At 41.5% G+C, this 25,133-nt stretch carries 29 protein-coding genes and 1 riboswitch; of the genes, 21 read left to right on the top strand and 8 right to left on the bottom strand.

Going from position 1 to position 25,133, the window contains the following annotated elements; genetic code table 11:
• Positions 1 to 26: 26 nt before the first annotated feature.
• Genes NFR51_RS02390 through NFR51_RS02380 form a run of 3 tightly spaced genes read right to left on the bottom strand, consistent with a single transcriptional unit; the run spans position 27 to position 1,597 of the window.
• Positions 27 to 407 carry a rhodanese-like domain-containing protein gene (locus tag NFR51_RS02390; protein ID WP_251712159.1) on the bottom strand — a complete coding sequence of 127 codons (381 nt, stop codon included), beginning with the start codon at positions 405 to 407 and terminating at the stop codon, positions 27 to 29.
• Positions 408 to 423: 16 nt separating this feature from the next.
• Entirely contained in the window at positions 424 to 1,392 is a 969-nt protein-coding gene (locus NFR51_RS02385; RefSeq protein WP_251712158.1) for an ROK family glucokinase, read from the bottom strand.
• Positions 1,385 to 1,597, bottom strand: coding sequence for a YqgQ family protein (locus NFR51_RS02380; protein WP_251712157.1), 213 nt, complete (start codon positions 1,595 to 1,597; stop codon positions 1,385 to 1,387). Before NFR51_RS02380 ends, NFR51_RS02385 begins: the two co-directional genes overlap by 8 nt.
• Positions 1,598 to 1,885: 288 nt before the next feature.
• Between NFR51_RS02380 and typA the strand changes: the two genes are divergently transcribed.
• The 18 genes from typA (at position 1,886) to NFR51_RS02290 (ending at position 18,373) form a co-directional block, all read left to right on the top strand.
• The gene (gene typA / locus NFR51_RS02375; protein ID WP_251712156.1) at positions 1,886 to 3,727 is read left to right on the top strand and encodes a translational GTPase TypA; all 1,842 of its coding nucleotides are present in this window, start codon (positions 1,886 to 1,888) and stop codon (positions 3,725 to 3,727) included.
• Between the two features lie 71 nt (positions 3,728 to 3,798).
• Positions 3,799 to 4,029, top strand: a complete 231-nt coding sequence (locus tag NFR51_RS02370; protein WP_251712155.1) for a DUF3165 family protein — start codon at positions 3,799 to 3,801, stop codon at positions 4,027 to 4,029.
• A 42-nt stretch (positions 4,030 to 4,071) separates the two neighbouring features.
• The gene (locus NFR51_RS02365; protein WP_251712154.1) at positions 4,072 to 5,007 is read left to right on the top strand and encodes a class I SAM-dependent methyltransferase; all 936 of its coding nucleotides are present in this window, start codon (positions 4,072 to 4,074) and stop codon (positions 5,005 to 5,007) included.
• An 85-nt stretch (positions 5,008 to 5,092) separates the two neighbouring features.
• Positions 5,093 to 6,286 (top strand): acetate kinase, encoded by a 1,194-nt coding sequence (locus NFR51_RS02360; RefSeq protein WP_251712153.1) that lies wholly within the window; start codon positions 5,093 to 5,095, stop codon positions 6,284 to 6,286.
• A 242-nt stretch (positions 6,287 to 6,528) separates the two neighbouring features.
• Entirely contained in the window at positions 6,529 to 8,184 is a 1,656-nt protein-coding gene (locus NFR51_RS02355; RefSeq protein ID WP_251712152.1) for a hypothetical protein, read from the top strand.
• Positions 8,185 to 8,352: 168 nt separating this feature from the next.
• Entirely contained in the window at positions 8,353 to 9,546 is a 1,194-nt protein-coding gene (locus NFR51_RS02350; protein ID WP_202231646.1) for an acetate kinase, read from the top strand.
• 90 nt (positions 9,547 to 9,636) lie between these two features.
• Positions 9,637 to 10,353 (top strand): UMP kinase, encoded by a 717-nt coding sequence (gene pyrH / locus NFR51_RS02345; protein ID WP_251422007.1) that lies wholly within the window; start codon positions 9,637 to 9,639, stop codon positions 10,351 to 10,353.
• A 29-nt stretch (positions 10,354 to 10,382) separates the two neighbouring features.
• On the top strand, positions 10,383 to 10,940 hold the full coding sequence (frr, locus tag NFR51_RS02340; protein WP_251422010.1) for a ribosome recycling factor: 558 nt from the start codon (positions 10,383 to 10,385) through the stop codon (positions 10,938 to 10,940).
• A 64-nt stretch (positions 10,941 to 11,004) separates the two neighbouring features.
• Complete coding sequence (locus tag NFR51_RS02335) at positions 11,005 to 11,868, top strand: CvfB family protein (RefSeq protein ID WP_251712151.1); 864 nt, start codon at positions 11,005 to 11,007, stop codon at positions 11,866 to 11,868.
• A gap of 140 nt (positions 11,869 to 12,008) precedes the next feature.
• The gene (gene msrA / locus NFR51_RS02330) at positions 12,009 to 12,524 is read left to right on the top strand and encodes a peptide-methionine (S)-S-oxide reductase MsrA (RefSeq protein ID WP_251712150.1); all 516 of its coding nucleotides are present in this window, start codon (positions 12,009 to 12,011) and stop codon (positions 12,522 to 12,524) included.
• Positions 12,521 to 12,736, top strand: a complete 216-nt coding sequence (locus NFR51_RS02325) for a YozE family protein (RefSeq protein ID WP_202231651.1) — start codon at positions 12,521 to 12,523, stop codon at positions 12,734 to 12,736. The genes msrA and NFR51_RS02325 overlap by 4 nt, the downstream gene beginning before the upstream one ends.
• A gap of 17 nt (positions 12,737 to 12,753) precedes the next feature.
• Positions 12,754 to 13,125: a lactoylglutathione lyase gene (gloA, locus tag NFR51_RS02320; protein WP_251712149.1), complete on the top strand. Its 372-nt coding sequence runs from the start codon at positions 12,754 to 12,756 to the stop codon at positions 13,123 to 13,125.
• A gap of 227 nt (positions 13,126 to 13,352) precedes the next feature.
• A complete protein-coding gene (locus NFR51_RS02315; RefSeq protein ID WP_251712148.1) occupies positions 13,353 to 13,751 on the top strand; it encodes a hypothetical protein in 399 nt (132 codons plus the stop codon).
• Positions 13,752 to 13,757: 6 nt separating this feature from the next.
• The gene (locus tag NFR51_RS02310) at positions 13,758 to 15,818 is read left to right on the top strand and encodes a DUF1430 domain-containing protein (protein WP_251712147.1); all 2,061 of its coding nucleotides are present in this window, start codon (positions 13,758 to 13,760) and stop codon (positions 15,816 to 15,818) included.
• A 6-nt stretch (positions 15,819 to 15,824) separates the two neighbouring features.
• Entirely contained in the window at positions 15,825 to 16,454 is a 630-nt protein-coding gene (locus tag NFR51_RS02305) for an ABC transporter ATP-binding protein (RefSeq protein WP_251712146.1), read from the top strand.
• Positions 16,455 to 16,580: 126 nt separating this feature from the next.
• Entirely contained in the window at positions 16,581 to 17,006 is a 426-nt protein-coding gene (rplK, locus tag NFR51_RS02300; RefSeq protein WP_202231635.1) for a 50S ribosomal protein L11, read from the top strand.
• Between the two features lie 89 nt (positions 17,007 to 17,095).
• Entirely contained in the window at positions 17,096 to 17,785 is a 690-nt protein-coding gene (rplA, locus tag NFR51_RS02295) for a 50S ribosomal protein L1 (RefSeq protein WP_202231634.1), read from the top strand.
• Between the two features lie 231 nt (positions 17,786 to 18,016).
• Positions 18,017 to 18,373, top strand: coding sequence for a hypothetical protein (locus NFR51_RS02290; protein ID WP_251712145.1), 357 nt, complete (start codon positions 18,017 to 18,019; stop codon positions 18,371 to 18,373).
• Positions 18,374 to 18,545: 172 nt separating this feature from the next.
• Here NFR51_RS02290 and NFR51_RS02285 read toward each other — a convergent pair whose 3' ends face one another.
• Together NFR51_RS02285 and NFR51_RS02280 are read right to left on the bottom strand one after the other, a co-directional pair.
• Entirely contained in the window at positions 18,546 to 18,773 is a 228-nt protein-coding gene (locus NFR51_RS02285; protein ID WP_251712144.1) for a hypothetical protein, read from the bottom strand.
• On the bottom strand, positions 18,770 to 19,165 hold the full coding sequence (locus tag NFR51_RS02280; protein ID WP_251712143.1) for an HIT family protein: 396 nt from the start codon (positions 19,163 to 19,165) through the stop codon (positions 18,770 to 18,772). The genes NFR51_RS02285 and NFR51_RS02280 overlap by 4 nt, the downstream gene beginning before the upstream one ends.
• Before the next feature lie 560 nt (positions 19,166 to 19,725).
• On the opposite strand from NFR51_RS02280, the gene NFR51_RS02275 reads away from it, so the two are divergent.
• The 3 genes from NFR51_RS02275 (at position 19,726) to NFR51_RS02265 (ending at position 23,315) form a co-directional block, all read left to right on the top strand.
• A complete protein-coding gene (locus NFR51_RS02275) occupies positions 19,726 to 20,466 on the top strand; it encodes an ABC transporter ATP-binding protein (RefSeq protein WP_277613145.1) in 741 nt (246 codons plus the stop codon).
• Positions 20,459 to 21,478: an ABC transporter permease gene (locus NFR51_RS02270; RefSeq protein WP_251712142.1), complete on the top strand. Its 1,020-nt coding sequence runs from the start codon at positions 20,459 to 20,461 to the stop codon at positions 21,476 to 21,478. The genes NFR51_RS02275 and NFR51_RS02270 overlap by 8 nt, the downstream gene beginning before the upstream one ends.
• Before the next feature lie 223 nt (positions 21,479 to 21,701).
• Positions 21,702 to 23,315, top strand: a complete 1,614-nt coding sequence (locus tag NFR51_RS02265; RefSeq protein ID WP_251712141.1) for a hypothetical protein — start codon at positions 21,702 to 21,704, stop codon at positions 23,313 to 23,315.
• Between the two features lie 156 nt (positions 23,316 to 23,471).
• On the opposite strand, the gene NFR51_RS02260 is transcribed toward NFR51_RS02265, so the two are convergent.
• The 3 genes from NFR51_RS02260 to thiT all read right to left on the bottom strand — a co-directional run bounded on the left by NFR51_RS02260 (position 23,472) and on the right by thiT (position 24,971).
• Complete coding sequence (locus NFR51_RS02260; RefSeq protein ID WP_251712140.1) at positions 23,472 to 23,828, bottom strand: DUF3397 domain-containing protein; 357 nt, start codon at positions 23,826 to 23,828, stop codon at positions 23,472 to 23,474.
• A gap of 109 nt (positions 23,829 to 23,937) precedes the next feature.
• Positions 23,938 to 24,417, bottom strand: coding sequence for an aminoacyl-tRNA deacylase (locus NFR51_RS02255; protein ID WP_202231193.1), 480 nt, complete (start codon positions 24,415 to 24,417; stop codon positions 23,938 to 23,940).
• A gap of 17 nt (positions 24,418 to 24,434) precedes the next feature.
• Complete coding sequence (thiT, locus tag NFR51_RS02250) at positions 24,435 to 24,971, bottom strand: energy-coupled thiamine transporter ThiT (RefSeq protein WP_251712139.1); 537 nt, start codon at positions 24,969 to 24,971, stop codon at positions 24,435 to 24,437.
• 56 nt (positions 24,972 to 25,027) lie between these two features.
• A riboswitch (TPP riboswitch) is annotated at positions 25,028 to 25,126 on the bottom strand.
• Positions 25,127 to 25,133 lie beyond the last annotated feature (7 nt).

Raw genomic sequence — 25,133 nt, 5'->3', positions numbered from 1 at the left:
AGGACCTTTGTTTCAAGGTCTTTTTGTTATCCTTTTTTTATTTTTCCTGTCCAGTTGTTAAGGCCATCTTTGAGGATGTAAATTTCAGGTACACCAGCTTTTTTGAGTTGCTTAGCAACCTTAACTGAAGCAAGGGGTTTGCCATTTTCATAAAGCAAAACGGGTTTGTTTTTAGTGACAGCATTCAGGCTCTGCTCCATTTGTGAAGCTGGTAAGTTGCGAGCACCGAGGATATGTTTGACACGAAATTCTGAAGCTTCTCGTATATCAATAAGTTGTGATGTCGCCATCAAACGGTCAAACTCAGGTTCTTCCACGACTTTGGCATTACGTTTAAGTGTCCAACGTGGATAGATGAAAAAGACGATAATGATAGCTAAAAGTATAAAGTTAATGACCCAGAGCATTTATTTTCTCCTCAGATTATTTTTTGAATTTTAAAGCGAGACTTGCTGCGCCGGTAATACCAGCATCATTCCCCAGTTCAGCAAGTTTGATTTTTGTGGATTCACGTACAGTTGGGAAAGAATATTTTTTGAAGTTTGCTTCTACTTTGGAGCGAAGAAATTCACCAGCAGCGGAGACTCCACCTCCGATAACGATAGCAGCAGGATTAAGTGTGCTTCCAAGGTTTGCGCAAGCAAAGCCAAGGTAGTAAGCAAACTTATCAACGACACTTAGTGAAAAGGCATCGCCAGCCTCAGCTGCAATAAAGATATCTTTAGAGGTTACCTCTTCACCGTTGTCAATGCTTGCTTTAATTTGGCTGTCGCCTTCGTATTCTTCCGCGAATTTTCTCGCAAGACGTACAATACCAGTAGCAGAGGTTACCGTCTCAAGACAGCCATAATTTCCACAAGTACAAGCAAAGCCGTTATGAGGCTCTACAACGATATGTCCGATTTCCCCAGCGGCACCTACAATGCCGTGTATAAGGTTACCGGCAGCAACAATACCGCCGCCAACACCAGTTCCTAAAGTGATGAAGACAACATCCGGCTGATTTTCGCCAGCACCCACCCAGCGTTCACCTAGAGCAGCAACATTTGCATCATTATCAAGGATAAAGGGAAGGCCAACACCTTGGCTGATTGGTACTCCAACCTCCTGGGTATCCTCCCAGTTTAGATTGTATGCACCACGGACGGTGGCCGCCTCAATATCAACTGTACCAGGCGTTCCCATACCAATACCGATGAAGTCTGATTTATCCAAGCTGTAAAGTTCCAAGCGATGGTTGATGGATTCGATAATATCAGGGACGATATGTTTTCCGTCGTTCAAGATATTTGTTGGAATAGCCCACTTGTCTTGTACTTCCCCTTCAAGTGTCAAAATCCCAAACTTGATGGACGTTCCACCGAGATCAACACCAATAATTTTGCTAGCCATTTTGTTTGTCCTCCTCAATTCTTTCCTCACGACGTAAAATAAGTTGAGCTGTAAGGTAGTCCTTATCACTTTTCTCGAAAATACCTTGCTCAACCATTTGGGAGAGTTCTTGTCGCATAAAATAAATCGCATCTAAGCGATTGGTCATGAAATTAATAAACCCATATTTTTTTAACATTTCTTGTACATCGTAAAGTGTTCTCATCTCTCTATTTTACCCTAACTGTAAGCGGTTTTCAAGTGTTGGGAGGAATTTTTCTCTCTGCATTCGTCGTGGATTTAGCTCTGATTTTTTCAAAGACAGATGTTCAATTTATAAGAGAAGGGGCAGAACTTTTTGCCATAAAACTTGTAAACGCGTGCATTTTCGCCTTTGCCTAAAAGTGTGCTATAATAAGTCTGATATATTGTTTGGGCGCCCATGAAAGCTAGCGTTCAAGCTGTGGAGATACGATTTCCGCAGGAAATTTTCGAAAGAATAGGTAGAAATAAATTGACTAAATTACGCGAAAACATCAGAAACGTTGCGATTATTGCCCATGTCGACCACGGTAAAACAACTTTGGTTGATGAATTACTTAAACAATCACAAACGCTTGATGCCCGTACAAACCTTGCTGAACGCGCAATGGACTCTAACGCTCTTGAACAAGAACGTGGAATTACAATCCTTGCTAAAAATACAGCCGTAGAATATGGCGATACACGTATCAATATTTTGGATACACCAGGGCACGCGGACTTCGGTGGTGAAGTAGAACGCATCATGAAAATGGTTGACGGTGTTGTTCTTGTCGTGGATGCTTATGAAGGTACGATGCCTCAAACACGTTTCGTGTTGAAAAAAGCTTTGGATCAAAACTTGACACCGATCGTTGTTGTGAATAAAATCGATAAACCCTCTGCACGACCACAAGAAGTTGTCGATGAAGTTTTGGAACTTTTCATCGAGCTTGGTGCAGATGACGATCAGTTGGACTTCCCGGTGGTTTATGCTTCAGCAATCAACGGTTCATCTTCATTGAGCGATGATCCCGCAGATCAAGAAGCAACCATGGACCCAATCTTCAACACAATCATTGAACACATCCCAGCTCCAGTGGATAACTCGGATGAGCCCTTGCAATTCCAAGTTTCTCTCTTGGACTACAATGATTTCGTTGGTCGTATCGGTATCGGACGTGTCTTCCGTGGAACGATCAAAGTGGGAGACAATGTAACCTTGTCTAAACTTGATGGTTCAACGAAGAACTTCCGTGTCACAAAACTTTTTGGTTTCTTTGGTCTTGAACGTCAAGAAATCACTGAAGCAAAAGCAGGGGACTTGATTGCTGTTTCTGGTATGGATGATATCTTCGTTGGTGAAACTGTAACACCAACAGATGCCATTGAACCATTGCCAGTACTCCACATTGACGAACCAACGCTCCAAATGACTTTCCTTGTCAATAACTCACCCTTTGCTGGCCGCGAAGGTAAATGGGTAACTGCACGTAAAGTTGAAGAACGTTTGCAAGCAGAACTTCAAACAGACGTTTCACTCCGTGTTGAAAATACTGATTCACCAGACAAATGGATCGTTTCAGGGCGTGGAGAATTGCACTTGTCTATCCTTATCGAAACCATGCGTCGTGAAGGTTATGAACTTCAAGTTTCGCGTCCAGAAGTTATCGTTAAAGAAATTGATGGTGTAGAGTGCGAACCGTTTGAGCGTGTACGTATCGATACACCAGAAGAGTATCAGGGTTCTATCATTCAAGCTCTTTCAGAGCGTAAAGGTGACATGTTAGACATGGAAATCACAGGTAACGGTCAAGCACGTCTGGTCTTCCTAGTTCCAGCACGTGGTTTGATTGGTTTCACAACAGAATTTATGTCAATGACACGTGGCTATGGTATCATGAACCACACCTTTGACCAATATATGCCGATGGTTAAAGGAACAATCGGAGGACGGAGCCGAGGAGCTTTGATTTCCATGGATCAGGGAACTGTAACAGCTTATGCTATGGGCTATGTACAGGAACGTGGTGTCCTCTTTGTCGAGCCGGGAACAGAAGTTTATGGCGGTATGATCATCGGTGAACACTCGCGTGATAACGATCTGACTGTTAACGTAACAAAAGCGAAACAGCAAACAAATGTCCGTTCGTCGAATAAAGACTCTACTTCAGTGCTTAATGCTTCTAAAATCTTGTCACTCGAAGAGTCACTCGAATTCTTGGGAGATGATGAGTATATGGAAGTAACACCAGAATCTATTCGCTTGCGTAAACAAATTCTTGATAAAGCAATGCGTGAAAAAGCAACGAAAAAGAAAAAAACTGCTGAATAACAGAGTTGAGATGTCTTCCTGAGCTCAGAAGAGGAGCAGTTTTAAAAGCAAACTAAGATAAGGAGAAAAGCATGTTTTATCTGATACTTTTGGTTTTATTTGCCTTAGGCTATGTCTTTTTAATGCCTAAGGACGTGAGAAGAAGTACAGATATCTTTGTCTTTGCTTCAGTAGTTGTGCTTATTATTGCTGTCATAATTGGTCAAGCTGTCAGTCATCGAGCAGCTCTATATGATATTGTGATGGTAGTTGCCCTCTTGGCGCTTGCTTTTAAGGCATTTGTGGAAATTGAAAAATTATAGAAAAAATAGTTTGTCTTTGACAGACTATTTTTTGGAGGTAATATGGACATAGAAAAAATCGAAAAAGCCTTCGGTCTTGTACTTGAGAACATCATGGGGATCCAAGCTGAACTGATGACGGATTTTTATGATGCCTTTGTGGAACAAAATGCAGCTTATCTGGGCGTTTTGGAGTTTGCTGGCATTACAAAAGTCAACAATGACAAGGTGCGCTCAATGCATCTTACAAAAAGTGAGTGGCAGAAACTTTTTCAGTTTGTTTTACTCCAAGGGTCACGTGTAGCACCTATGCAGGCCAATCACAGCTTGACACCAGATTCTATCGGGTTTATCTTTAATTTTATTATTGAAGAACTGCATAAGGACAGGAAAGTTCGTGTGCTGGAGTTTGGCTCAGGTACGGGAAACTTAGCAGAAACGCTCTTGGTTTATTTGCAGAAAGAGTTGGATTATGTCGGTTTTGAAGCAGATGACTTATTACTGGATTTGGCTGCTTCAATGTCAGAAGTGATGGGAACAGATGCAAGCTTTATGCAAGTAGATGCGGTGAAGCCACAGCCTCTAGAGCCTGTAGATGTTGTAATCAGTGACCTTCCAGTTGGGTATTATCCTGATGATAAAACAGCCAGTCATTTTCAAGTTCACGACAAATCAGAGCATACTTATGTCCATCATTTGATGATGGAACAATCCTTTAAGTATCTCAAAGAAACAGGATTTGCTCTTTTCCTAGCACCGGATAATCTTTTAACAAGTGCACAGTCAGAACTCCTGAAAGGCTGGATAAAAGAAAACGCCCATGTTGCAGCGGTTATCACACTGCCTTCGTCACTGTTTAAAGGTGCTGGGAAATCGATTTATTTACTCAGCAAAAATCAGAGGAACACACCTACTTTTGTCTATCCGTTGACCGACTTAGCAGACCCTTCTGTTTTACAAGAATTTATGTCTGAGTTTGTGAAAAATGTTAAGATTTGACCAAAAACTCTTAGCCAGTCACTGCCTTCAATTTGGTTTTGTGATATAATTTAAGAGAAACTTAAAAGAAGAAGGAACAAATAAAATGACAAAAACGCTTGCAGTTAATGCTGGTTCATCATCAATGAAATGGCAAATGTATGAAATGCCTGAAGAAAAAGTTCTTGCCAAAGGCTTGATTGAACGTATTGGGCTAAAAGACTCAGTTACAACTGTAAAGTTTGGAGACAAAAAAGAAGAGCGGATACTTGATATTGTAGACCATACGCAAGCCGTTCACATTTTGCTTGAAGATTTGAAACGTCTCCATATTGTTGAAGAATTTACGGAAATCACGGGTGTGGGACACCGTGTAGTTGCTGGTGGAGAAATCTTTAAAAAATCGACTCTGATTAATCAAGAAGTTTTGCAAGAGATTGAAGACCTCTCCCCTCTTGCGCCCTTGCATAACCCAGCAAATGCAGCAGGAATCAAAGCCTTCTTGGAACTCCTGCCTGATGCTACAGCTGTTGCAGTATTTGATACGGCTTTCCATACAACGATGCCGGAAAAAGCTTTCCGTTACCCTTTGCCTAAGAAATATTACACTGAAAATGCTGTGCGTAAATATGGGGCACACGGGACTTCACACATGTTTGTTGCGCAGGAAGCAGCAAAAATGTTGGGCAAGGATATTAAAGAGACGAAAATCATTACTGCGCATATCGGTAACGGTGGTTCTATCACTGCTGTTAAGGCTGGCGAGTCAGTGGATACCTCGATGGGCTTCACACCATTAGCAGGGATAATGATGGGAACACGTACAGGAGATATGGACCCGTCAGTATTTCCTTACCTTATTGCCAATGATGAAACACTCAAGGATGCACAAGATGTTGTCAATATGATGAATAAAGAATCAGGTTTGCTTGGTGTATCAGGTCTGTCCTCAGATATGCGTGAAATCATTGCTGCGCGCGATGCTGGTGATGCAGATGCAAACCTGGCCTTTGAGATGTATGTGGACCGTATCCAAAAATTTATCGGTCAGTACTTGGCTGTTCTGAATGGTGCAGATGCCATTGTTTTCACTGCTGGTGTTGGGGAGAACTCCGCTCCTGTACGTGAAGCTGTCTTAAAAGGATTATCATGGTTTGGCATTGATGTTGATTTTTCTAAGAATGTTTTTGGCTTTGAAGGTGAACTGTCAACGCCAGAATCACGTGTTAAGGTCTTTGTTATTCCAACTGATGAAGAACTTGTTATTGCGCGTGATGTTGAAGCGGCGAAAGCTAAGTAAAAAGTGGTGAGATTAAGTGAAGAAGCTCCTGCCTAGTCAGAAGCTTCTTTTTTATCCACTTTTCAGGCGCTGGGCCCGGAATCTGAAAACAAGGTCAAGTGAAAGCCCTCCTCGCTTTTCTCATCAAACACTCATTTCATTTGACCTTTTTTTTATACTATAGACTCAGAAAGTAAACGTAACATTAGAAATGTTTTTGTAATGAAAAACTAAAAGTAAATGTTACGCCAAAGGAGGAGTTTATGACACCAGAAAAGAAAAAACAGCGGCGGCTGCGCAACCTCGCACTCCTGTCGCTCTTGTTACTCGCAGTAGGCGGCACCTTCGCCTTCCAAGCCTTCAACCAGCGGGCCATCAATGACCGGCTGAATGAAGTGGACATCAATGTCGGTGGCCGTGTCCACGACTACTACAACCGAGACACCGAAAACAAGGATGTCTTCGTGGAAAACTACGGCGAACGGCCAATCATGGCCCGGATACGCCTGTCCGAGTTCCTCGAAACCCGCCAGCGTAACGAAGCAAACTTCACGCCCCTAGTCGCAGGGACCAGCCGTGACGATGTAGAAAACTGGACCACATGGATTCCAAGCGCAGGCAATATCAATGACCGAGAAAATAGCAATGCCTCAAATGCCTTCGACCAGTATGCCAGCCTCATCTTTGGTTGGGAACGTTCCGGTCAAGATGCCCCATGGTATATGCCCACCTTCAACCATGACAACCTTGACCAGAGAACAGCAGCGGCAGGACATGCGCGGGACTGGATCGAAGGGAACGGTGCTACAGATGCGGTCACAGACGGTGCGACGCATCCGGGAGACGGAATTGATGCTTACTGGTCAGCAGGCGGCAGCTTTGACAACAGTGGTCCAATCTGGCCGGGAGAAGAAGTGACCAACCAAACCGCTCAGAACTTACAACAGGACCGTGCGCCAATGACCATGAACCAGTGGAGCAACTTGCCTAACGAAGACAAGATAGGCAACTTCTGGGTGGTTGACCACAACACAGGATGGGCTTACTGGGCCAACAGACTGGACAGTGAGCAAGCGAGCTCTTACCTGCTTGATGCAGCGGAGATGACAGCTGCCATTGAGGACAAGGTTTTTAACGGTTTCTACTACTATGGGATTCATGTCGAGAGTGGCTTAGTCAGTCCTGACCAGCATGAGGAGTTCCTCAATGACGGAGAGCAACACCATCCGGAGCTGGAAGACTTCCTCAGAGGTATCCAGAGTGGGGTGATGTTTGATGATGGACAGAACCCACTCCCTAATGAAGACAGTCAACCGGATGACTTTGACTTTTCGACCATGCGTCCGGGCCGTATCTTTACCATGGCCGGGGAGCAGTACCGTTATCTAGAGAACATGGGTTCTGGGAATCATATGATTATACGGAATGATGCGATTGCAAATGTTTCTTGGAATAACCAAAACGTTCGACTTGATGAATGGTATGATGGCCTTGAGCCAGCAGTTCAAGCTATGGTAAGACCAGTGGCAGATAACTTTGTGACAGGGGAAGTCCAACAGGTAGAACTTACTTGGACAGGCGGTGCCCTCTTTATTCCTGGCAATCTTGATGATTTCCCAGAAGTTGCGGCTGATGTGACTCAAGTTGACACGAGTGGGAGTCCACGTGCCTTTGCCCTCTCTTTAGCTGATGTGGCACGCCTATCAGGTTCAGGCCGTGCTTTTCCCACTCGTGTACAGCGTACAAGTGGAAATGCTCTAGCTTGGTGGATACGTACTCCATCGACATCAACCACAGCTTGGAGGGTTACTGGTGATTCTTATGGTCCGAATGATTGGGGACAACTGCGTGGTGGACATGGTAAACATTTTATAAATCATGGCATCCGCCCAGCCCTCATCATCAACTCTTCCAACTAAAGAACAAGTGTATAAAAACAGAAAGTATGCTCAAGACAGCATTCGGCACGCTGATACAAGTGATTTTTACCCCTTCTTACAAGATATCAATAGAGATATTGCCTAAACTTATGTTATACTAGTAAGAGCAAAAGAAAACACTTACATGTTGAAAGGGATTTTTAAAATATGGAAAAAACACTCGCTGTTAACGCTGGATCGTCCTCTCTAAAATGGCAACTTTATGAGATGCCTGAAGAAAAGGTTATTGCTAAAGGTATCTTTGAACGTATTGGTTTGAAGGATTCTATTTCAACAACCAAGTTTGATGATCAAGTGCATAAGAGAGAGCAAGACATAGTTGATCATCGTCAAGCAGTCTTACTCTTGATGGACGAGTTGATATATTTTAAGCTTATCGGTAGCTTCCGTGAAATCACAGCTATTGGTCATCGTGTCGTAGCAGGGGGCGAGTTTTTCAAGGCATCTACTGTTATTACACCTGAGGTTTTAGAAGAAATAAAAAACCTTTCGACCTTAGCGCCTTTGCATAACCCTGCAAATGTACTCGGGATCGAAGCTTTCCAACGCCTGCTGCCAGATGCTCTTGCTGTAGCGGTATTTGACACGGCTTTTCATACGACTTTACCAGAAAAAGCTTACCGTTATCCTATTCCGACAAAGTATTATACAGATTATGCTATTCGCAAATATGGAGCACATGGTACATCACACATGTATGTATCACGCGAAGCAGCAAAAGTTTTAGGAAAACCCCTCGAAGATTTAAAACTTATCACCGCGCATATCGGTAATGGTGCTTCGATTACAGCTATCGAAGGTGGGAAGTCAGTAGATACTTCAATGGGCTTCACACCTCTAGCAGGTGTCATGATGGGGACACGTTCTGGCGAAATGGACCCTTCTGTGATTTCTTATATGCTTGAAAGTGACCCTAGTCTACGTTCAGCGCAAGATGTCATTGATGTTCTCAATAAAAAATCCGGCTTACTCGGCGTATCAGAGTTTTCAAGTGACATGCGTGACTTAGAAGAAGCACGTAACTCCGGCAATGAAAAAGCCTTGTTGGCTTACGAAATGTTCATTGACCGTTTGAAGAAGTTTATCGCCCAATATTTTGGTGTGCTCAATGGTGCTGATGCCCTTATCTTTACAGCTGGCATCGGTGAAAATGATACAGATGCACGTCGTGATATCGTCGCTGGCTTGTCATGGTTTGGCATGGAAATTGACCCAGAAAAGAATGTGCGTGGTGCGAATGGTATCATTTCTACTCCAGAGTCACGCGTTAAAGTTTTGGTTATTCCGACAGACGAAGAATTGGTTATTGCACGTGATGTCGAAGCCGCAAAAAATAAATAATCTTTTGGAAAGACCGTATGGTCTTTTTTTCAGATTGAATTTATGGTAGAATAGTAGGGATAAAAAAGAATAGAGAAGAGATAGGTAACTATGGCTGATATTAAATATAAACGCGTGCTGTTGAAACTTTCGGGAGAAGCTTTGGCAGGTGACAAGGGATTTGGAATTGATCCTGAAACAGTTAAAAAAGTTGCTGAGGAGCTCAAGGAAGTGTATGCTCTGGGGGCAGAAATTGCCATTGTTTGTGGCGGTGGTAATATCTGGCGTGGTGTAACTGGGGAAAAAATCGGTATGGAGCGCGCGCAAGCAGACTATATGGGGATGCTGGCTACGATTATGAATGGTTTGGCTCTTCAAGATACACTTGAAGCACTTGGCGTGCCAACACGTGTTCAAACGGCTATCGAGATGAAGGCTGTGGCAGAACCTTATATTCGTCGTCGTGCAGAGCGTCATCTTGAAAAAGGACGCGTTGTTATCTTTGCAGGAGGAACAGGCTCCCCTTACTTCTCCACAGATACAACCTCAGCACTTCGTGCAGCGGAGATTAATGCAGACGTTATTTTAATGGCTAAAAATGGTGTAGATGGTGTCTACAATGCCGATCCAAAACTTGATGAAACAGCAGTTAAATTTGATAATTTGACACACATGGACGTTATCACAAAAGGTCTTCATGTTATGGACTCTACTGCTTCTACAATGTCAATGGATAACCACATTCCGCTTGTTGTCTTCAATATGAACGAGTCTGGAAATATCAAACGTGTTGTTCAGGGCGAAGACATCGGAACTACAGTAGAATAAATATAATAATAAAATAAAAAGGAAAAATCATGGCAAACGAAATTATTGACAATGCAAAAGAACGTATGAATAACTCATTGAACAGCTTGCAACGTGAGCTGGGACACATCCGTGCAGGGCGTGCCAATGCCAGCTTGCTTGACCGCATCTCTGTAGAATATTATGGCGCACCTACACCGCTGAATCAGCTGGCTTCAATCACAATCCCAGAAGCACGTGTTTTGATGATTACGCCTTTTGACAAAACAATCTTGAAAGATATTGAGCAGGCCTTGAATGCAAGTGACATTGGTATCACACCGGCTAATGATGGCTCTGTTATCCGCTTGGTTATTCCGATGTTGACAGAAGAACGTCGTAAAGAGTTGGTTAAAGAGATGGGCAAATATATCGAAGGTGCAAAAGTTGCAATCCGTAACATCCGTCGAGATGCTATCGATACTGCGAAAAAGCAAGAAAAGGCAAAGGAAATTACAGAAGATGACTTGAAAGTACTTGAAAAAGACATTCAGGCAGTAACAGACAATGCTGTTAAAGAAGCAGACAAAATGGCTGCAGAGAAAGAAAAAGAACTTTTGGATGTTTAATACTGCTTTAGCAAGAAAACAATCAAAAATAAACGGCTCTGTGGGCCGTTTTTAAGGGAAAAGAATGAATAATTTATTAGCAACTACATTTTCAGCGATTATTACAGCAGAAAACGATCAATTTTACTTTTTGCAGAAAGAGGATAACATTATCCGCCTCGCAAAATCAGAGGGAGAACATCAGATAGGGGATATCGTCACAGGTTTTGCTTATATGGATAAATCTGACAAGATGTGCCTAACCACGCAAGAACCAACTGCTACGCGCGAAAAATTCGGTTGGGGTACAGTGACAGACGTTCGTCGTGACTTGGGTGCCTTTGTTGATATTGGTTTGGCTGGGAAGGATATTGTCGTCTCACTTGATGACCTTCCCTTACCTGAAGATAAAGACCAATGGCCTAAAAAAGGGGATAAGCTCTTTGTCAAAATCGTCGTCGATGCCAAAAATCGCCTTTGGGGAAAATTAGCTTGGCACCAAGATTTCTGGGAAATCTCAGGACCAGCCTATGACAATATGCAAAACCAAGACTTACGAGGGATTGTGCATCGTAATAAGGAAACAGGGTCCTTTGTTTATCTCCCAGACAATAACATGCTTGGTTTTATTCACCCTAATGAAGCCTTTGGTACACTTCGGATTGGTCAAGAACTTCAAGTGCGTGTGATAGGTTTCCGTGAGCAAGACCGTAGCTTAAACCTTAGTGCAAAACCACGTGCCCATGAAATGTTGGATGCAGATGCACAGATGATTCTCGCTTATCTTGAAAGTATGGGAGGCAAAATGCCCTTTAACGACAAGTCAGCGCCAGAGGATATCAAAGCGACTTTTGGTATCTCTAAAGGACAATTTAAAAAAGCGCTTGGTGGTTTGATGAAGAATAAAAAAGTCAAACAGAGTCCGGAGGGAACAGAGCTTCTTTCCTAAAACATCATTAAAAAGTTGGTGAAAGATCCAGCTTTTTTTGTTTTAGGAGGAACACTGTTTCTGATAAAAGAAAAAAATAAGTGCATGAGAGAGGGAGTTTTGTTATAATATCTTCAACGAAGAAGAACGGGGGGAAGAGGATGAGCAAAGAGAGAGCGATATTTGCAGGCGGCTGTTTTTGGTGTATGGTCCAGCCTTTTGAGGAGCAAGCAGGGATTCTTGCTGTGACAAGTGGCTATACAGGAGGGCATGTGGATAATCCAACTTATGAGCAAGTTTGTAACCATCAGACAGGACATACTGAGGCAGTGGAAATTATCTTTGATAAGGAAAAAATTTCTTATGAAGATTTGGTAGAACTTTACTGGGAACAAACGGATCCGACAGATATGTTTGGGCAATTTGAGGACCGTGGGGATAACTACCGCCCTGTTATTTTTTATACCAATGACACCCAAAGAAAAGTTGCGGAGAAGTCAAAAGAAGCCCTTCAAAACTCAGGACGTTTTGACCGTCCAATTGTCACAACAATAGAACCTGCACAAAAGTTCTGGCCAGCAGAAGACTATCATCAAGGCTTTTATAAGAAAAATCCTGAGCGTTATGCTTTGTCTAGCCGTTTACGTCATAAGTTTTTGGAGGAAAACTGGCAATGAGACAGCCCTTTTATACCTACTTGATGCGCCATCGCGCGCCAGTTGAGGTGGATGACGTGACCCGCTTGGCTAATCTGGCTTTTGCGGATACGCAATTTCCCAAACAATCGAAAGACTTTGATGAAATTTCTACTTATCTGGAAACCTATGCCCCTTTTTACTTTAACTTGGGACTTTTTGATGATATCTGGGCAATGTATTTAGAAGCCTAAAAATGGAGGAAAAAACAATGAAAATGGCACACACTTGTTACCGCGTAAAAGACTTAGAAGCTTCAATCAAGTTTTATCAAGAGGCTTTTGGTTTTGAAGAAAAACGTCGCCGCGACTTTTTAGAATATGAATTCACTTTAGTTTATCTGACCTTGCCGGGTGATGATTATGAGTTAGAGCTAACTTATAACTATAATCACGAAGCCTATGATTTGGGAAATGGTTATGGTCACATCGCTATTTCTGTAGATAACTTGGAAGAACTGCACACACAGCAAAAAGAAGCAGGCTTTGAAGTTACAGAGCTTAAGGGGCTTCCTAACTCAGACACACGTTATTACTTCATTATTGACCCAGATGGTTATAAGGTTGAAGTGATTGCGGAGTGAAATATAATGTAAAAAGACGGAACTGTTTCGGTCTTTTTTTAATTTCCCCCTGAATATAGCAGGAAGATTTTTCAAGCTTAAAGTATTTCGTTTTTTTCATAAAAACCCAATGTGAGTGAAAAAATACAAGAGGCTTCTTATGTTAGACTGAATATACTAAGATAAAAGGAGGAAAAAGAAGTACTGTTGCTTTAGAAAAAGATTCATCTTTGAAAGGAAGAATTGCTATGAAAATCAAAAAACTTGTTGCTGTATCAACTTTAGGACTAACTCTTTTTGGGACAAGTCAGATGACGACTGCTGAAAAAGCCTCTGCCGATGGTGTTTTGGGCGATAGCGTGGAAAAGCTAGAGCGTGCTGTTCGGATCTTGCAGAATAACTTTACACGTCATGGGCGGCAGGTGGCATACTCTAGAACGTGGCCAGATGCATCATGGGGGAAGAAGACCTTGACAGCGGAGTATTATAACTGGGCGGTGTCTCATCAAAGTCGTGCTTATGTATCTGGAGGCAGGAGAGGGGAGAGTGGCTGGTATGGTCCTGGTTGGAAAGTTTGGACTTCCTCTACAGGTGATTATTATGGGAAAATGGAGTGGCGATATGAAGCAAGGGGTAATAAGTGGTAAGTAATAATGAATAAAGTCTTAAAGCTTACATTATTGCTTTTATTCTCTTTCGTTAGTGTGATGCTTGCCTATATGCGCTACAATGATATTGAGTCAGATAGGCTTACGCGTTATGTGAGTAAGCCAAGTTATACCCAAATCTATCCTCCTGAGATAGGAGATACTGAGCGCTATGAGACAGATGATGTAAAAATACTTGAGCGGAAAGATTTTATAGCAGTCATAGATGAGGTATCAAAGGAGTTTAATGCTCCTTTTACTGTTCGTTCCCGCTTTATTGGTGCCGACTATGATGGTAAAGGAAATATCTACTATAGCCACCCAATGGTTAACATAACCTATTTTCAGACAGACTATAAAAAGCAAAGTCAAAAAGAGTTTATGGATCACGGTTCAAAAGTAACGGTGATCAAAGAACCGCTAAAAAAAATAACTGATGAAGAGTACCAAGGAGCCGCAGTATTTTTTGAATCAAGTGAGAAAGAAAAAATATTAGAAGCTTTGAGTGAAAAAATAAACCAAAGATTTAATCTGGCAACCAGTTCAAGCAGCTTAAGCGCTCAACCTGAATGGTACAATCCCCAGCCTTTAATCACTCGTGGGAACGATATGTATCGTTTTCTCATCAAGATGATTCTTTTTTTCTATTTTATTTTCCTTCTTGTTTGGATGAGCTTACGAAGTAAGGAGATTGCTATATATGCTCTTAATGGAATGGGAAACTGGGAAATTCTTCTGCGGATTTATATGAAGAGTTTTCTGCTTGTACAGCTTTTTGTAGGGTTATTAAACAGCATCTTTCTTCTGAAAGCTTTCGATTTTCAATATTTGATAAGTCTCAGCCTGTTGATGGGACTAAGTCTGCTTCTGGTAATGCTTGTTATTGGTATCGTGAATCGAGCATCTTTAGTGGCTCAAACTAATAATAAGTCTTTCTTAAAGCGCGTCCACATTTTGGTTTATCTGGTTAAAGTTTATATCTTTGCGGCCAGTGTCTCTACAAGTATGGGGATTATCCTTTTATTAAATAGCAGTTTGGGTTTGATGCATAAGACACCCTTGGAGGGTTATGGTGTTTTTGCAGGATGGAATTCAGGTTATTCTGAAGCTAAGTATAACTCGAGACACACGGAGATATTTAAATATATAGAAAGTAACGGCGGTTTGCACGCAACCCAAAAAATCTTAGGGCATGAGAAGCTCAAAGATTATCAAGGGATAGAGGTTAACTCTGCCTATCTCGATAAATATTCCGTTAGAGATAGAGAAAACAACCCAATTCACATAGATAAAAGCACTAAAGAAGCTGTTATACTTGTCAACGAACGCTATAAAAGTAAAGTAGAGGAGATAAAAAAAGCTTATAATGACTTGTTAGAGATGCAGGGCGCCTGGTTTCGAGCAACAGAAATCAAGGTGTTCTTGATGAAAGATAAACAAAGTATGCCTATATTTGAAGGGGAAGCAGGCGGTGTTTATTCCAATGGTAAAAAACAAGAACTTGTAGCAGATATAATTGAGGTGCATACGGTAAATAACGCTGGGGTTAATACTTATAGCAATATGTTTTACGGAAATAATACCCTAGGCGTTTTGATTCCAATAAAAGAGAACATAGAAAAAACGTATTTAGAGATACTGCCAAGTTTGAAGAAAGACCTAGTAGCTGCAAGTTTTGTTTCCTTTGTTCCTACATCAAAAATTGCAGAAATTGAGGTCAAACGTTTTATTGGTGAACCGATAACATGGGTATTTATGAATGTTTTAGCTTTTGTGCTTTTTATCCTGATGATTTTATCCACAACGGTAATCTATTTTAAGGTAAATAAGAAGAAGTTAGTACTTAGACGGGTGCAAGGCATTTCCTATTTTAGAACATATAAAATGCTGTTTATCCTCATTGCTATTCAAAATTTGATTTTCTTCTCTCAGGCTCTATTACATGGGCATGACTTAGCGGTTATTGAAGCTTATATACTCTATGCTTTGATCGAGCTTGCTTTAGTCTTCCACCTCCTCACCCGTCTCGAAAAGAAAGAACTCGTCACCACCTTGAAAGGAGCATAAAAACACATGATAGAACTGCAAGAAATCAGCAAAAAGTTTGGGAAACATCAGATTTTTGATAACTATTCTCTAAGTATCCCAGCTGAGAAAATGACAGCTATCTTAGGAAGAAGTGGCGCTGGAAAGTCGACCTTGCTTAATCTGATTGGATTGATCGAGGAAGTGGATTCAGGTCGGGTATACATTTCAGGACAAAAGGCTCCCAAAATAAACAGCAAGGAAGCCCTATTAATGCGTCGTAATCACATAGCTTTTCTTTTTCAAAATTTTGCCTTGATTGAAGACGAGAGCATTGAGCGAAATCTGAATATTTCTCTAGTCTATGAAAAACTCAGCGGGAAAGAAAAGCGCCATAGGATGAGAGGAGTTTTAAACCAAGTCGGTATTTCTCATAAGCTGAGTGAAAAAGTATACGCCTTGTCTGGTGGCGAAAAACAGCGCGTGGCCCTTGCCCGGGCTTTGTTGAAGCGCAGTAAGCTTATCTTGGCTGATGAGCCGACAGGCTCCTTAGATGGAGAAAATAGAGGCCTGATATTAAGCTTGCTTCGGCAAGAGGTGGACAAAGGGAAAACAGTCATCATCGTCACACATGATCCAGCAGTTGTGGCGGCTTGTGACGAAGTTGTCGAAATATAGAAACTTGACAAAAGTGACCATATTTGATAGAATGCTTAAGTATGTCTTTAGCATACAGGCGTGGAAGATAGAAAGATCTATCATCATACCACATCACGAAAACAATATAATAAGGAGAAATTTATCGTGGCTAAACAAGTAGAAAAACTCGTTAAATTGCAAATTCCTGCCGGTAAAGCAACACCAGCTCCACCAGTTGGTCCAGCTTTGGGTCAAGCAGGTATCAACATCATGGGATTCACTAAAGAATTCAACGCGCGTACAGCTGACCAAGCGGGTATGCTCATCCCAGTTGTAATCTCAGTATATGAAGACAAATCATTTACATTCATTACAAAAACTCCTCCAGCAGCAGTTCTTTTGAAAAAAGCAGCTAAGGTTGAAAAAGGTTCAGGAGAACCTAATAAAGTTAAAGTTGCAACTGTAACAAAAGCACAAGTTGAAGAAATTGCAAAAACTAAGATGGCTGACCTTAACGCTGGTTCACTTGAAGCAGCAATGTCAATGATCGAAGGTACTGCAAAATCTATGGGATTTGTAGTAGAAGGTTAATTCTTAATTAATCATCGCTCATATTCCACACAAGTGGAAGGCTGTTACAATAACAGACAACCGATATTACCACAAGGAGAAATATAGAAATGGCTAAAAAAAGCAAATCAATGCGCGCTGCTCTCGAAAAAGTAGACGCAACTAAACTTTACAGCGTTGAAGAAGCAGTAGCACTTGCTAAAGAAACTTCAATCGCAAAATTTGATGCATCTGTAGAAGTTGCATACAACCTCAATATCGACACTAAAAAATCTGATCAACAAATCCGTGGTGCAATGGTATTGCCAAACGGTACTGGTAAAACTGCTCGCGTTCTTGTTTTCGCTCGTGGCGAAAAAGCTAAAGAAGCAGAAGCAGCTGGAGCAGACTTTGTTGGTGCAGATGAGCTCGTGACTAAAATCAACGGTGGTTGGTTGGACTTCGACGTTGTTATCGCAACACCTGACATGATGGCTGTTGTAGGCCGTCTTGGTCGTGTCCTTGGTCCACGTAACCTCATGCCAAACCCTAAAACTGGTACTGTAACAATGGACGTAACTAAAGCTGTTGAAGAATCAAAAGCTGGTAAAGTGAACTACCGTGCGGATAAGGCTGGTAACATCCACGTACCAATCGGTAAGGTTTCTTTCGACAACGAAAAACTTGTTGAAAACTTTAAAGCTCTTAATGCTGTTATCATGGCTGCTAAGCCAGCTACAGCTAAAGGGACTTACATCACAAACCTTTCAGTGACTACAACTATGGGTGCTGGTGTTAAAGTTGACACAACAAGCTTCTAAGTCACAACTACAGGTGACTGAAACAAAAGTCCCAAACATGAAAAAAGTGCTTAACTCTGTACATAGCAATGCTGAGGTTAGGTGCTTTTTTGTTTGTGACTTTTGACTGCAGTCTCTTTTTTCTGTTACTAAAATCTTTCGAAAATCATAAAAGTCTTCTTTCAGAAAGGTTATAGTAATATTCGGTAATTTATATTAGAGAAAATGACACTTTCATGATACAATAATAATATGAAACGAATTATCTTCCTGTTAGCTTTTTCAGTAATGATTTGGACAATTATAATTATGGGAACAATACTTGGATTTCCAATATTGAGTTTGCAATTGATTTCAGTTTTGTTACTTTTTGCGAGTTTTTGGCTTATAAAAAAAGATGGGCGACAAGCTTGGACACACCTCATCATAATAGATATTATGCTGTTAATTTTGCTTTTCGTCCTTTATACGTCACGCTATTTTTTTACATACTTTCGCAACAACGGTGCATTGACTGAAATTTTAGTAGTTGCGGGATTTTTTGTTATTTCCCAATGTGTAGGTATATTCTGGGGCAGGCAGTTTTATATGGACAATCGTAAAAAGTAGTCCCTATTTTTAAGTTGCTGAAAAGTGTCAATAAATTGTGAAAATAAAGTCGGAACATAATTTTTAAAAATAGAAAAACGCTCAGTTATGATACAAAGTGTACCAAAACTGAACGTTTTTGGTTATAGCACTTGCCTAGATAGGGATAAATAGGACTTTGTGCAAGAGCACCTTATTTTCCATTGTTTTCTTCTGCAAGTTTTTCTAAAATTTCGTTGATTTTATCAACTTTAGGCTGAGCGACAGCTTGAAATTCATTTATCTTTCTTTGAATTTCTTGACCTGTGAGATCAGCTTTTTTTGCTTCAAGTTTTACCTTTTCCAAGTTGGCTTTGACGTCATCTATTTCTTTACCAAGCCTTGAAAAGATTTCTGAGATATCATGAATGAACTCTTTCATTGAATTTCCTCCGCAATGGCACGTAAATCATAAGTATGCGCTGTAAATTCAGCGTGGAAACCATCATCTTCAGCATAACGTGGAATCAAATGTACATGAGTATGGAAGACAGTCTGACCAGCTGTTTCTTCATTGTTTTGTAAGATGTTCATGCCTTTCGCGCCAAAAGAGTTCACAAGTTTGTTGCCAATTTCTGGAATTTTAGCAAAAAGTTGTGAAGCTTCCTCAGGGACCATGGCCAGCAGGTTTCGTGTATGCTTTTTAGGCACAACAAGCGTATGACCTTTTGTTGTTTGTGTAATGTCTAGAAAAGCGATTAAATGCTCATCTTCGTAAATTTTAGTACTTGGGATTTCGCCCGCAATTATTTTACAAAAAATACAATTATCCATAAGAAATCTCCCTGTTGAGTTGCAGCCAGCAGTGGCTTATTGCATTGTTAATTGTTATAAGTAAATTATAACAAAATCTTTTAATTTTGCTTAGTGTTACTGGTTAGGAAAAGTTTTTAAAATGTCCCTTTCAGAAAGCAAATCTTTTTCAAGAAGTTAAAGTATCCTTCAAAAAGGTCAATTGTTATACAGGTATTCTGATTGGAGCATCTTGGGCACTTGTCTTCAGACTGTAATCTCCTAAAGTTATAAGATTAATTCAGAAGATTCTGAGAGGTGAGGCAACCCTTGATATCCAAAGGGGACCAAGATGCAGCAGCCTAGCATCATCATCGTATCGTGGGAGTACATAAGTTTGAGGAATCATCTGCATATTATCCAGTCTTTGATGGCCAAAGGCGCACTTTTTCGTTTGATGAACAGCGATGGAAACTCTCCAAAAAGACGAAGAGGATAATAACAGCTAGGCTAAAGACTTTGTGCAGTAGAGGGGAGCAAAAGAAGGGGGGATATGATAAAATTAACTTATAACAATTTTGAAAAGAAGTGGAGATATTAATGTGGCTCTTAAAATAAGTAATCTGACTGGAGGATATTTTGGTCATCCAGTCCTTAATGATGTAAGTTTTGATATAGCAGATGGAGAGTTGGTTGGTCTTATCGGTCTTAATGGTGCCGGAAAATCAACGACGATTCAGGAAGTAATTGGACTTTTAACGCCTTATTCTGGTCAAATTGAGTTAGATGGCATTACCTTACAGGAAGATCTGGAAGGCTATCGTCGGAAAATCGGTTTTATACCGGAAACTCCAAGTCTCTATGAGGAGTTGACGTTACGCGAACACATTGAAGTCACAGCCTTGGCTTATGGAGTACCTGTGGAGGAGGCTATGCCTCGTGCAGAGGAGCTCTTGAAAACGTTTCGTCTGGAAGATAAGTTGGACTGGTTCCCCGTTAACTTTTCCAAAGGGATGAAGCAAAAAGTGATGATTATTTGTGCCTTTTTGACAGATCCAAGCCTATATATTATTGATGAACCATTTTTAGGACTGGATCCATTAGCGATTCAAGACTTGATTACATTGATGCTTTCTATGCGTGATGCTGGCGCTTCGATTTTGATGAGTACACATATTCTTTCGACAGCAGAAAAGTTCTGTGATAAGTTTGTTATCTTACATGAAGGCCAAGTGCTGGTCGCTGGTACTATTGATGAATTACGCGCAAAGTTTGGCAAGGAAAATGCCAGCCTTGATGAAATTTATTTAGAACTGACGAAAGGTGTAAATGCTCATGAATAGCTTGTTTGAAGAACGCCGTAAAGCATACTACCGGCAAAACCTCAAATACTTGCGCTATGTTTTTAATGATCATTTTGTGCTTTTCTTGATGATTTTGTTGGGGGCACTGGCTGTACAGTATGCTCAATTTTTACAGGCGCATAGTTTAAATGTGGCTGGTAAAGTGGTCTTGATTGTTTTAATATCAGCTCTTAGTCAAGCCTTTGGAAGACTAGCGAGCTTTGTTGAGTCTGCTGATAAGGTTTTCCTGCTGCCACAGGAGAGAGCAGTTCGCAAACATTTATATATTTCTTGGTTGCGTTCCCTGATCTTACCAGCCTTTATCAGCTTTATCCTGATTGGACTTGCTGCACCTCTTTTAAACTGGTCTCTGCTTTCCCTTGTGTTGTGGTTTCTTATATTGCTCTTCTTGAAAGCAGCTGGTTTAGCTTTCCGTTTACGCCAGATACTCCCAAATGGGATTATTGCCTGGGAGGCATTGATTTCCTATGAAGAAAACCGTAAGACCAATACTTTGAGATTTTTTGCGCTCTTTACCAACGTTAAGGGCTTAAAAACACAAAGCCGCCGCCGGCGATATCTGGACTTTCTATTACCAAAAACACTTCGTACCTACGAATACCTCTTTAGCCGTGCTTTTTTACGTTCTGGGGATTATTTATCACTGACTTTGCGTTTACTGCTCCTCGCGGTTTTATCCTTAGTTTTTATTGAGAATGCTGTTGTTGCGGTGATTTTGGTGGCTGTATTTAACTATTTGTTGCTTTTTCAATTGTTTGCTTTGCAAGAATCTTTTGATTATCAACTTTTGACACGCATCTATCCACTACGTCGCTCTTCAAAGTTTGCAGCCATTAAATGCGTTTTGTCGCGTATAATGCTCTTTGTCACAGCTGCAGAGCTCGTGTTTGGTTTAATTTTTTTGCATGCCAAACTTTATATTTTACTCGTACTCCTTGTCAACTTCTTTTTAGTGAAAGTCTATATAAAACTTCGCTTAAAAGGGAAATGAGTGCTTAGATTTATTGAATAAAACCTGCTCAGTTGGCGTGGTATGGCCCGCGTTAATGAGCTGGTTTTTTTTACAGATTCAGAAAGTCCCCTTTTCTCATCAAACACTCATTTCATTTGACCTTTTTTTTTTTTTATACTATAGACTCAGAAAGTAAACGTAACATTAGAAATGTATATGTAATGAAAATCTAAAAGTACAAGTTACGTCAAAGGAGGAGTTTATGACACCAGAAAAGAAAAACCAGCGGCGGCTGCGCAACCTCGCGCTCCTGTCCCTCTTATTGCTCTTGGTAGGCGGCACCTTCGCCTTCCAAGCCTTCAACCAGCGGGCCATCAATGACCGGCTCCGAGAAAACATCCCCGGCGGCCGTGTCCACGACTACTACAACCGAGACACCGAAAACAAGGACGTCTTCGTGGAGAACTATGGCAATGTGCCCCTCATGGCCCGTATCCGCCTCTCCGAGTTCATGGAGAAACGCTCAGCAGGAGATACAGACTTTACGCCTATAGTGACCGGCACCATCCGTGACCAAGTGAACACTTGGACGGTCATGCGTCCCTCAGAGACCAATCTCAACACCCGTGTAGGCGACTCAGCTGCCTTCAACACCTACGCCAACCTGACCTTTGGTTGGAGTCGCTCAGGTCAAGATGCCCCGTGGTTCATGCCTACCTTCAACCGGGACAACCAAGACCTGATGACAGCCTCTGCAGGGCATGCCCGTGACTGGCTCACAAGTACAGCCACAGACGGTGTCACAGATGGAGCTACACATCCCGGAGACGGTACAGATGCCTACTGGTCCTCTGGCGACAGCTTTGACAACAGCGGACCAGTTTGGCCGGGCGAAGAAGTCAGCCATGATGCCGCTCAAAACCTGCAACAAGAACGTGCCCCAATGACAATCAGCCAGTGGGCAGCCCTACCCAATAACCTGAAAGTCGGGAACTTCTGGGTGATTGACCACCAAACAGGCTGGGCCTACTGGGCCAATCAACTCCAAGCAGGAGAGACCACCTCTTACCTCTTGGATGCCGCTCAGATGACCGCAGCGGCGGACAACATCCCGGGCGAATATTATTACGGTATCCATGTGGACGGGCAACTGATCAGTCCTGACCGTATCAGTGATTTCTTGGCTGTAGATCCAGACTATACGCATCATGATGACCTGTCAGACTTCCTGACAGCCGTACAGAACGGTTCTATCGATAACAACTGGGGGAACCCGGGACCAGATGACAATGTCCAACCTGACCAAATCAACTTTAGCATCATGGCACCGGGAACCATCTTTACTATGGCTGGGGAGCAGTACCGTTATTTGGAGAATCAAGGTGGAGGGAATCATTTGATTATTCTGAATGAAATACTTAGTGCGAGCTTCAATAGTCAAAATGACCGCAATAATCAATGGTATAGTCAACTTAGCTTAGATGTCCAAGCCATGGTGCGACCTGTGTCGGATAGTTTTACCACAGGAGAAACGGGTTTGGGGAGCGTCATTATAGATGCTGGCTTTCTTCCTACAAATCTGTACGCATTCCCAGAGGTGATGGCGGATGAAAGTCAAGTTGATTCAGGCGGAACACCGCGTGCTTTTTCCCTTTCTTTAGCTGATGTGGCACGTTTATCAGGTTCAGATCGTGCTTTTCCTAGTAATATAGAAAGACTGGCCACAGGAGAGAATGGATGGTGGCTTCGTACACCTTCAACAAACATACATGCTTGGAATATATTCCCTGATAGTGGAGGGCTAAGCGATGGTGGCGCCAGAGATAACATGTGGGGAGCTAGAGGGACTCGTCCAGCCCTCATCGTTCATCAATAACACTGCTTTTGTTAGAAATAAAAAGGAGATAAGAGCTTGATGTAAGAAGAAAAACGCTCAACTTCGGCATCCTTATGCACGGAGTTAAGCGTTTTTTGTTTTTAAACTTTATCCTCATCTTCCACACTTAAAAGCATTGACAAAATATTTTGTTTCTTAATGCAAGTATATCATCACAATCATGGCAATATAGAGAGCTAGAGTTATTATAAAGGTGAGACGCCAAAAAAGCTTAAAGAAGCGTTTATAGTTGAAAGCTTTATAGTAGAACAAATCAAGCAATAGCAAGATTAGAGCCAAGATTGATAAGATTAAAAGATAGTAGGGCAAAATGTTGACAGCAGTGAGCTGCTCTGAAAAAAGTTGAAGTCCATAAATCAAGAACAGAACATACACATCAGCAATAAGGAGTTTGCGGCGTGTCAACTGACGGATACGCAAAAATTTAAAAGCAAAAACCAGTACAAGCCATGTGAGAAGAGGGTACAAAGTGGCAATAATCTTAGGTAACATAGCTTAATTTTAGCTGTTTTAGCTGCTTTTGTAAAGTGTTATTTTATAGACTATAAGGTTTAGAAAGTGAAAAAAGAGAAAGCTATCATTGAGCGCTTTCTCTTTTTCCCTAAAATTCACGGATGTCAGCAAATTCTGCATGAACAAAAGCTGCTAAATCTCTAGGATTGAGGCGTACAGAGCGTCCCAGTTCTCCGGCTGATACAATAATCTTATCTGCTTCAAGTGCGAGACTATCGATATAGATAGGGAATTTTTTAGTTTGCCAAATTCCTACAGGATTGTTCGCACCATGTATATACCCCGTAGTTTTTTGCAAATCTTTTTGTGGAATCATATGAACTTTTTTATTGCCTGAAACTTTGGCTAATTTTTTCTCAGAAAGGTGTTCTGTTAAGGGGAGGATGCCGATGAGTGGTCCGCTTTTATCCCCTGTAAGTGCAAGTGTCTTGTAAATGTCACTGCGATCAATATCACTAGGCAGCAGTTTATCTTCCAAAGCATTGATGGCAAGACTTTCGTGACTAATGTGATTCTTGTCCAAGATTTGTTCAACCAGTGTTTTCTTTAGTTTTCTTTTCTTGCTCATGTTTTCATTATATCATATCACTTTTTGCTCTGAAAAATTTGAGGTGCTCCCTTTGAGATAAGGAGTAAAACAAGGGAGGCAAGAGTAGCGGTTGCGAGCCCGCTAACGCCATTAGCAACAAGTGAGTAGGGAATAGCCCCCCAACCTTTCCAAGCATACTGTCCCCAGAAGACAACACCTGCGATAAAGTGCCAAAAGTACTTGATGAGGACACCGAAAAAGGCAAGTGTCAAGATTATCTGAGGCTTACTTGAATCTTTTTGGCGTAAAATCCCGGCTAATCCAAGAGAAACCGGCGCGATGATATACTCTAAAACAACTTGGACAGGTGTAAGCACGGTCGCTTGTCCTAAAACAATCAAGAGCAAGCCAAAGACAAGTCCACCAGACATCCCCCATAGAACTCCCCGACGTAAGGCCAAAATAAGCAAAGGGATAACCGCAAGTTCAAGATAGAAAACCTGAGCATAGTTGATAGAAAGAAAGCTCAGGACAAGGGCTATGGCAGCTGCGATGGCAGTTTCAGTAAGCGCCAAAACTTTAGAATGATGCATAAAAAAATCTCCTTTTGTAGGCACAAAGGAGGGTCAAAGAGAAGTAAGGACAAAAGTCCTTTATACAGACACATTCCTACGCTGGTACTAACCAGATCAGGTCAGATGGTGTTTCTCAGCTCTTAGAGATTCTAAGAGCACCCATTGTGCAAATTTTTTAAT

Origin of the sequence: Lactococcus ileimucosae, assembly GCF_943193185.1 — a bacterium.
Classification (GTDB): domain Bacteria; phylum Bacillota; class Bacilli; order Lactobacillales; family Streptococcaceae; genus Lactococcus; species Lactococcus ileimucosae.
Note: the sequence above shows the minus strand (reverse complement) of the source record. Positions and strands in the feature narration are given on the sequence as shown.